At 33.7% G+C, this 8,512-nt stretch carries 6 protein-coding genes; 3 read left to right on the top strand and 3 right to left on the bottom strand.

What is annotated here, in order from left to right; all coding sequences use genetic code 11:
- The first annotated feature begins 33 nt into the window (after nucleotides 1–33).
- Nucleotides 34–1,128: a tetratricopeptide repeat protein gene (locus T368_RS13275; protein ID WP_020995832.1), complete on the top strand. Its 1,095-nt coding sequence runs from the start codon at nucleotides 34–36 to the stop codon at nucleotides 1,126–1,128.
- Here the strand turns inward: T368_RS13275 and T368_RS0104850 are convergent.
- Complete coding sequence (locus tag T368_RS0104850; RefSeq protein ID WP_004087732.1) at nucleotides 1,103–1,624, bottom strand: DUF1440 domain-containing protein; 522 nt, start codon at nucleotides 1,622–1,624, stop codon at nucleotides 1,103–1,105. The two genes, T368_RS13275 and T368_RS0104850, sit on opposite strands and share 26 nt — an antisense overlap.
- Nucleotides 1,625–1,742: 118 nt before the next feature.
- Between T368_RS0104850 and sppA the strand changes: the two genes are divergently transcribed.
- Nucleotides 1,743–2,540: a signal peptide peptidase SppA gene (sppA, locus tag T368_RS13280; RefSeq protein ID WP_004087730.1), complete on the top strand. Its 798-nt coding sequence runs from the start codon at nucleotides 1,743–1,745 to the stop codon at nucleotides 2,538–2,540.
- Nucleotides 2,541–2,865: 325 nt separating this feature from the next.
- On the opposite strand, the gene dnaG is transcribed toward sppA, so the two are convergent.
- Nucleotides 2,866–4,518, bottom strand: coding sequence for a DNA primase (dnaG, locus tag T368_RS0104860; RefSeq protein ID WP_004087729.1), 1,653 nt, complete (start codon nucleotides 4,516–4,518; stop codon nucleotides 2,866–2,868).
- A gap of 253 nt (nucleotides 4,519–4,771) precedes the next feature.
- On the bottom strand, nucleotides 4,772–6,649 hold the full coding sequence (locus tag T368_RS15890) for a methyl-accepting chemotaxis protein (protein ID WP_004087728.1): 1,878 nt from the start codon (nucleotides 6,647–6,649) through the stop codon (nucleotides 4,772–4,774).
- A 1,587-nt stretch (nucleotides 6,650–8,236) separates the two neighbouring features.
- Here T368_RS15890 and T368_RS0104875 point away from each other — a divergent pair.
- The coding region (locus tag T368_RS0104875; RefSeq protein ID WP_027338333.1) for a hypothetical protein at nucleotides 8,237–8,512 on the top strand (276 nt) is incomplete at its 3' end.

Here is an 8,512-nt window from a genome sequence, read left to right on the forward strand (position 1 = left end):
TAATACAAAAATTAGATTCCAATAAGGCATAACATGATTGAAATATTAAATGCGTATAGAAACCCGATATTTGGCATACTTGCGTTGCTATTTATGGTAGCATTTGTATTTTTTTTAGATTCTTTAAAGCGGACTAGAGCGCACAAGCGAAAGCAAGATTTAATCGATAATTTAGGTAAGCAGTTTGATAGTATCGGTTTGCAGCAAAATATCGATGAGTTTATCGCTCATGCTAAAAATGCTACGCAAACACTCATATTAATCGCACAAACCTATGCAAAAGCAGGGGATTATGAACAAGCTATTGCCATTTATAAAACCTTGAGTGAAAAGCCACTTGAGATGCACGAAAAGCTAGAGATTCTAGAATTACTCGGTGATAGTTATTATAGGGCTGGTTTTTTAGAGAGAAGTAAAAATATCTTTTTGGAAATTTTGCGTTATTATCCGCATAATATCCGCATTCTTGAATACTATATGCGAACCTGTGAGAATCTAAAACATTATGATGAAGCCATAGAAGCATTAAATAGCTTAGAAGAGATTGTGAGTGCAAATGCTGATTCTAAATCCTCCATGAAAAAAATATGGCATACTAAAAATTATCTAAAAGTTATGCAGCTATGCAGTAGTCATCATATTTCTCTAGCAGACCAGCAAGAAAAGCTGCTCATGTTCTATGAAAAAGACCCTACGCTAAGAAATATTATCCTGCGGCATTTTAGGCTCTATAATGTCGGGCTATTTTGGCAAAAGATTCTATTACTGCAAGATATTATGCCCTATATTGATATTTTATGGCATTTTCAAAAACATGAAGTGCCTTTTGATTTTATTGCAAATAGAAGTGATTTAATGGCAATTTATCATGCAAAGGGCTTTGTGAGTGGATACCAAAAAAGTGAAGATTTTACGCTTGAAGTATTGCAGCTTTTATTATTATACTCACATATAAAGGCAGATATTAGCTTTACTTATAGTTGCAATTCATGCAATACGCAAACACCTTTCTACACCTATCGCTGCAGTGCTTGTGCAGAAATCGCTACGATAAATCCCATTGCTATTCCCACGCAAACACCCCCCCCCCCCCATTTAGCCACTAGAATGGATCTCTTTCGTGTGTGATTCTATTACGCAAATCCCTTCTTGTAAGCTCGATAATCCATATCCAAAGTAAAGATTCTATAAAGCTGCATACATAATAGCTAAACATAGAATCTACTCTTACAAATCCACACAAAGGCAGAAATAAAACATACATACATAGCCACAACATAATGCCATAAAAGATTCCATGTGCAAATTTTAGCTTTTGCCAAAATTCCGCAAATAAAATATAAAACAAACTAAAAAAAATCGAAAATAAAAACTGCCATACAAGATAGACTACACTCCACTCGTAGCCATCACTAAACACATATTTCAAACTAAGTAGATTTAAATCAATACATAATAACTGCAATATATACTCTGCGTTAGAATCTAAGGGCATTTGTAAAGATAGGGGGAATAGCACCTCCCAGCCAATCCTTACAACACTCCCAATACTCCCTACAATCACACCGATAAAAAGGCTTATCCATACGCGATATATCTTACTAAGATTTGTATAAACCTGCATACTATTCCTTGTATATCTACTTTTTGCAATTATACACAAATACTTCAAGCAGCACCCAACAAAGCCATTATTGAAAATAGAGTATAATACTAGCCCTATATTTACGCAAAGGATTATCATGCAAATATTTCATGTGCTATGGAAGGGCATTAAAGGTATTTTTGATTTTATCAATACTTATTTTAAGGTTGTGGTATTACTTCTTATTGTGCTTTTTTTAGCCACTCTTGCAAGTGATGAAGAGATAGAATCTAAACCAAATCTAGCAAAACTTTATCTAAACTTCCCTATTTATGAGAGTGAAAGCTTTGCCGCACAAATAGAATCTATTAAGAAAAATGATGATATTAAAGGTGTGTTGCTGCTTATAGATTCACCGGGTGGGGCTGTTGGAGCGAGTATTGAAATAGCAGATATGATAAAAGAGCTGAATGAAAAAATCCCCGTTGTAGCCTATACACAATCGCTTATGGCAAGTGGTAGCTATTATGCAGGAATGTATGCACATAGCATTTATGCAAATCGTGGTGCATTAGTGGGATCTATCGGTGTCATCTTTAGTGCGCCAAACTTTGAAGAAGTGATGGATAAAATAGGCATAAAAATGCAAGGGGTTAGTGCTGGTGAATATAAAGAGATAGGCTCAATCACGCGTAAATGGAAAAACACAGAAAAAGAGTTTATAAACAATCTCACACAAGAGCAATACAAAATGTTTTATACTGATGTGATCGCCGCAAGGGGTGAAAGACTGAAGGCTAAAAATCATCTAGATTTTGCTGAAGGCAAGATCTTTAGTGCGAATAATGCCCTAAAACTTGGCTTAATAGATGGTGTAAATAGCATGAGTGAAGTAGAAAAAATATTACAGAATCTAAGTGGTGTAGAAGAGATTGTATGGCTAAAAAAAAGATAAAATGGAAGTATTGCTTGATAAACTTACAGATAGCATAGCGACAAAAGCACAAATGTTTGCTATGCCAAAATTTATGTGGGGTGTGTAAGACAGCAATAGTGCAATAATCTATTAATGTCTCAAATCTAAGTTTGCATGTTACTATATATTGTTTATGTGGGTATATAGATTAACTAATCATATATCATTAACACCACAAATGCCAACAAGTTTTAAAATGATTTAGCAATATAAATACCTAAGATTTTAGATACGCTCTCACATGTAAAAAGCGTAATTTTATAAAAGGCGACATATATTACATAAAAACATATATATATTCCTATCACACCATACCAACCGACACAAGCTCTCCTCTTTTTAGCTTTGCTATATTTTCATGCAGGGCTTTTATTTGCTGGAATTTTAGATTAGATTCAATAGATGACATCGCAATTTTTGGTAGCATATCTTGTGCGTATTGGAGTAAGAATATACGCAATTGTTCTTTAAACTCTTCGTCATTTAGAATCTTTGCCTTCGTCCTAAATCGCAAAGCATAGATTCTATCATTATCATAATCCTGATTACAAATGAGTTGAAATTCATCACAATATGTTTGGAAATGCTCTTTTGTTAGAAAATTAATCGCAAGATAGAAATGCTCTTTATGTTCTAGCATATTGTATAAAATGCTTTCTTCAGCAAAGTTATTTGTGCTATCTTTTGGCATTTCTATATGATTTATAGATTTACTTTTTGTGTCTAAATAAGCTGGGCTAATCTGCAGTAATAACGCACATTTTTGCTTGTATTCATCTTGTAAAAAAGGTGTTAGCGTATGCAAATATTCCTTGCAGGCTTTTAGTGCATTTTGCTTTTGCATGGGATTATTTATATCAAAATCTTTAATGATATGTCTTAGCACAAATTCTACAAAAGGCATTGCATTGTTGAGGGCATCTTTAAAAAGCTCGATTTTATTTTGTGCGATCATATCTGCTGGGTCTAGCCCATCTTGTAGCAAAATAACCCCGCCATCTTTACTATTTTGTGAGAGAAATTTTGCTGCTTTAAATGCGGCATTAATCCCTGCATTATCACCATCATAGCACATATATATTTGCGGATTATCCTTATTTAATAGATATAAATGTCCCTCGTTTAAAGCCGTCCCAAGCGTGGCTACTGCATTCTTAAATCCTGCTTGATGTAGCATAATCACATCAAGATAGCCCTCACATACAATAATGCTTTTTTGCTTATAAATCATCTGCTTTGCTAGATGATAGCCATATAGAATCTTTGATTTATTAAACACCTTGCTTTGCGGGGAATTAAGATATTTTGCCACATTCTTATCAGCACTCAAAGTCCTACCGCCAAAGCCCACAACAACGCCTGTACTTGAGTGTATAGGGAAAATAATGCGATTTGCAAAACGCGCATAAGCCCTGTCATTGCCTTGCGTTAAAACACCATATTCAACGGCTTCCTTGCGACTTAGCTTCTGTTCGTCAATAAACCTCAAAGTATCATAGCTATTGCCGCTATATCCTATCTCAAACTCATTTATAGAATCTTCATTAATAGCGCGTGAAAAAAGATACTGCAACATATCATTATGCTTGAAAAGCTTATTATGATAGAATAAGGCAAGAGAGGGCAAGAGATTGCTTTTTTTTGTTTCAGTATAGCCCTTTTCATAGACTAATGTTACATTAAATAAAGCGGCAATTTTTTGTGCTGCATCATGGAAAGATAATCGCTCATATTCCATGACAAAGCGGATTGCATTTCCACTTGCACCACATGCATGGCAATGATATAAGCCCTTTATTGCACTGATTGACATGCTAGGTGTCTTATCATCATGGAAAGGGCATAATGCCATAAAGTTTGCACCAACTTTTCGCACATCAATGTATTGTGTGATAACATCTACAATATCAATTGATTCATATAAATGGGCTAAACTTGCTTCTGTGAATCTTGCCATTTTATCCTTTCACTCTTGATTGTGCTTTACTGATTTATAATTTGATATTGTAGCTAGTTTTAGATGAGAGAGTCTATATGTTACATATATATAATATGGTGGGACAAATATTTTTGTTTTCTTGGTTGTGGTGAATATTAATATTTTGTCAATGATTTATTTGTATTTTTGATTATTTTTTTAAGGCAAACGAAGTGTGGTATTTCCATATATCTTAAGATTTCTTAAGATATATTTCTACACGCCGTATTAACTAAAACTTCTTACTTGCCAATTGTGTGCTTACACTCTCTACAATCTCATAAATCTTAGCACCGACTTCATGTGTGCTATCAGCTATATCAGCATTTTCCTGTGTTGCCTCTGATATTGCAGAAATATTATCATTGATATGCAATATCTTATCGTTTTGCTCAGAAATAAGGCTTGAAATATCCATGATTCCCTGCGTTAATATCGTAGTGTTTGCTTCTATCTCACCCAAACTTTTTTGCGTTCTCTCTGCGAGTTTTCTCACTTCATCGGCAACGACTGCAAAGCCTCTGCCATGCTCTCCTGCCCTTGCTGCTTCAATCGCTGCATTCAATGCTAAAAGGTTGGTTTGATCAGCAATATCTCTAATAATGCCAATCACACTTTTAATGTCTTCACTTTGCTTAATGATAGATTTACTTTGCTCATTAATATTGCCAATAGATTCTGTAATATGTGCGATCGAACCAGCTGTATCTTCTACGCTTTGTGCTTGCTGCATACTGCTTTTATGTAGGTTTCGCGTATTATCATCTAAGCTTTTGCTATAACTTGCAAGTTTGTCAATTAGTCCCGCATTCATTTTTAGCATATTTGCAAATTGTGCTATTGCGATATTAATACCTGTTTCAATACCAACTGGCTCATTAATCTGTTGCGAATAGTCTTCCTTAGAAACTGCATCAAGCACAATATTAATACGCGCAATATCTGCACAAATATTTTTCTTTAAAATGCCACTCATTGTATTAAGTGCATCAACAACGCCTTGCAAGTTTGGATTATTGCTCGCAATATCAATTTGAGATCCAAACTTACCATCTTTTGCTTCTGCAATAAGATCATTTATACTTTGTAAAAGACTTTGTTCATCATGTCTTAATGCAACGATTTCTTCGATTTCTTTATTGATTCTATGCGACATTTTGCCAAACTCATCTTTATTTTTTATAAGCGTTGTCTTTGGTGGTGTTTTGCTTTGATAGCTTAGGAATTTAAAGAATGCACTTAAATCAGATTCTATAACATTTAATGGCTGCAAATTTCTACGCACAACAAAGATGACAACTGCCCCAGCAACGATAATAATACCCACAAACCACACAACATTTGATAAAAATAATCCAATTAAATGCGGCTTATATTCGTTCTCACTACTCACAATACATACAGACCAATCCAGTGAAGACTGCTGACAGATTCCATGCTTCTTATCACTCTCTCCCATGCGGTGAAAGTCAAATGGCGCTCCACTTTTAGCAGCAGCTTTTCCAACAGAGAGTGAATACTTTGCATCTGGATTACCCTCTGCCATAACAAAGCTTTGATTTGGATGCACATAGAAAACATCTCTAAAGATAGAAACTTCTCTTTTATCCATTTTTATTGCGCGTATATCTGCTGCAAACTCAACTAAATCTACATCAACACCAACTGCCCCAACAACATTATTATCTATCTTAATAGGTGCAAATATGGTAATAACACCATTTCCCGTTGCTACATCTTTATATGGCTCTGTATTGCCTACTGATTGTGTTTGCAATGCTTGCTGAAACCATGGACGCTCCCTTGCATCATATACCCTACCATCGCTATATTTCATGGTCCTTACTTTGTATTCTTCAGCCTTTGCCGCGGTATATGTGAATCCATCATCACTCCAAGACACATAAACCTGCAATACACCAGACACCATAGCTATGCTATGTAAATATGCAGGCAAACTACTTCTTGTGAAGAATTGTTCGTGATTACGCGAGAGATCCTTTGCTACTTTTTCTGCAAAATCAAATTGTCTTTTCATAAGAATATCAACATAAGTCGTCATAACTTTTACGCGATTATTATTTTCAGCAATACTATTCCCAATAAACATATTGCGTTGTTTTACATACTCCACTACACCAAAAAAAGGTAAAACACAACACAAGCACAATAACGATACTTAATGACATTTTCCTTGACATAGAATCTAACTCCTTAATTTTTCCATCAACTACTTTGTGTTAGCCTAACATTAGGCAAAAATCAAACATTAAAAATATGAAAACTAAATACACATGTTACTAAAAATATTCAAAGTTAAGTGTTACGAAAATACCACAAATATTTCTTTGAAACACAAAACCATACTTCTTTTAGCAACATAATGTAATATTTTAATGAGTATTACAATAAGTTATATTTATATAAACATAAATCTTTTATAAATACGCATTAATAACCAGATTATAAAGCTTTCCTTATTTTTAATGGCAGAAATTATACATTAAAAAAATACAAATCACATATATTTTTTTGTCATAATCTAGTTACTTTAACTATAAAATTTTGCTATTCCTACAGCTTTCATAACTCCCTGCACATAATTATCATAATAATAAGAACATTTTTATAGTTCATATTTTAATTATGAAAAAATAATAATGTAGAATATTTTTACATTATTATTTTTAAAAAATCTATTGACTCACATTTTCTTATTGTGGTGCAATATGCAGATAATTTAGAAGTATGGATTAAAGAAGCACAAGGGGTTATAACAAGGACAAGGCTTGAAGACCCTATGCCTTAATAGTGTGTCTTTATAGTGAAATTCATCTTTGGCACTTCATTTCAAAGATTATATAAAAAAATAGCTAGTCATTGACCTCTAGGTAACTCCTAGCTATTTTTTCACATCAAGCCTTAAAAGCAAATACGCAAATATTTGGAATTTGGTTTTGCTTGCTTACTTTGTTATTTTTGCAAGCATTGGGTAAAATCCTTGCGGATTGCACGAGACTTTGAAAAAGTCGAAAAATCTAGCTTTTATGTAAGCTAGAGATATAACGCTATCGCTTAACATGACAAGCTAGAATAGATATTAAGAATTCAAAAGAAGTTAAGCAAATAGTAGATATAACTACATTGAGGCTGCTACCCAAAAGGCTGCAACCTTTCGGGTAAATTTAAACAGCCTTGTAAAAAGGAGTTTTAATGAAGCTCGAATTGCTGCTTACAATTCTTGGGTTTATTATATCTTTTTTAAGCTTAATGTTAGCTTTGCTGAAATAAGCTTAACATAAATAACCTTAGAATACTTGCAAATGCAAGGCAAAGCCTTATGGCTTTGTTGTAAGGGGTATGAAAATCCATTAAAAACAAAAAAAGGGATAAATATACAAAACTAGCTTTTTAAGGTTGCATTATGGCTTTAATAGTTTTAGCCTTTAAAATAGCTAATAATTTTTCGCTATCGCTCAACATGACAAAGAGAAAAGGAAATAAAATGCGGAAGTATTTTGAGTCGATTTTGTTTGTTTTCAAATAAAAGTCAAGGGAGTTACCTTAAGCGGTAATGACCGCAGACTTTTATGCAGAATCAAGCAAAAGCGACCAAAAGACAACGCAGAGTATAACCGACATATACTTAATTTATAAGCTTTGCTATTCTCATGCAAATACTTAAAAAAGGCATTGCATGGGATACATACTCACACCAACACAAACAGAAAATGATAATAAACTCATTAACAATACACTTGAAAGCTTAAAGACTACAAACCTTTTAAAACAATCACAAGATACTACCATTAATCCTAATCTAAGCACACAGAATACACAAACAACACAAGCATTGCAATTACCACCAAAATTACCACAAGGAAAAATCCCACAAATTAACACAGATTCCACAAAAAATACACAAAATCCACAACATAGCAACACACAAAAAAATATCGGACCTGATAGCAAT

The organism is Helicobacter bilis ATCC 51630 (assembly GCF_000686565.1).
GTDB lineage: Bacteria > Campylobacterota > Campylobacteria > Campylobacterales > Helicobacteraceae > Helicobacter_A > Helicobacter_A bilis.

What these genes read in the sequence shown, in the direction of transcription:
- T368_RS13275 (WP_020995832.1), top strand. Translation starts at nt 34, where the DNA reads ATGATTGAAATATTAAATGCGTATAGAAACCCGATATTTGGCATACTT.
- T368_RS0104850 (WP_004087732.1), bottom strand. Translation starts at nt 1,624, where the DNA reads ATGCAGGTTTATACAAATCTTAGTAAGATATATCGCGTATGGATAAGC.
- sppA (WP_004087730.1), top strand. Translation starts at nt 1,743, where the DNA reads ATGCAAATATTTCATGTGCTATGGAAGGGCATTAAAGGTATTTTTGAT.
- dnaG (WP_004087729.1), bottom strand. Translation starts at nt 4,518, where the DNA reads ATGGCAAGATTCACAGAAGCAAGTTTAGCCCATTTATATGAATCAATT.
- T368_RS15890 (WP_004087728.1), bottom strand. Translation starts at nt 6,649, where the DNA reads ATGTTTATTGGGAATAGTATTGCTGAAAATAATAATCGCGTAAAAGTT.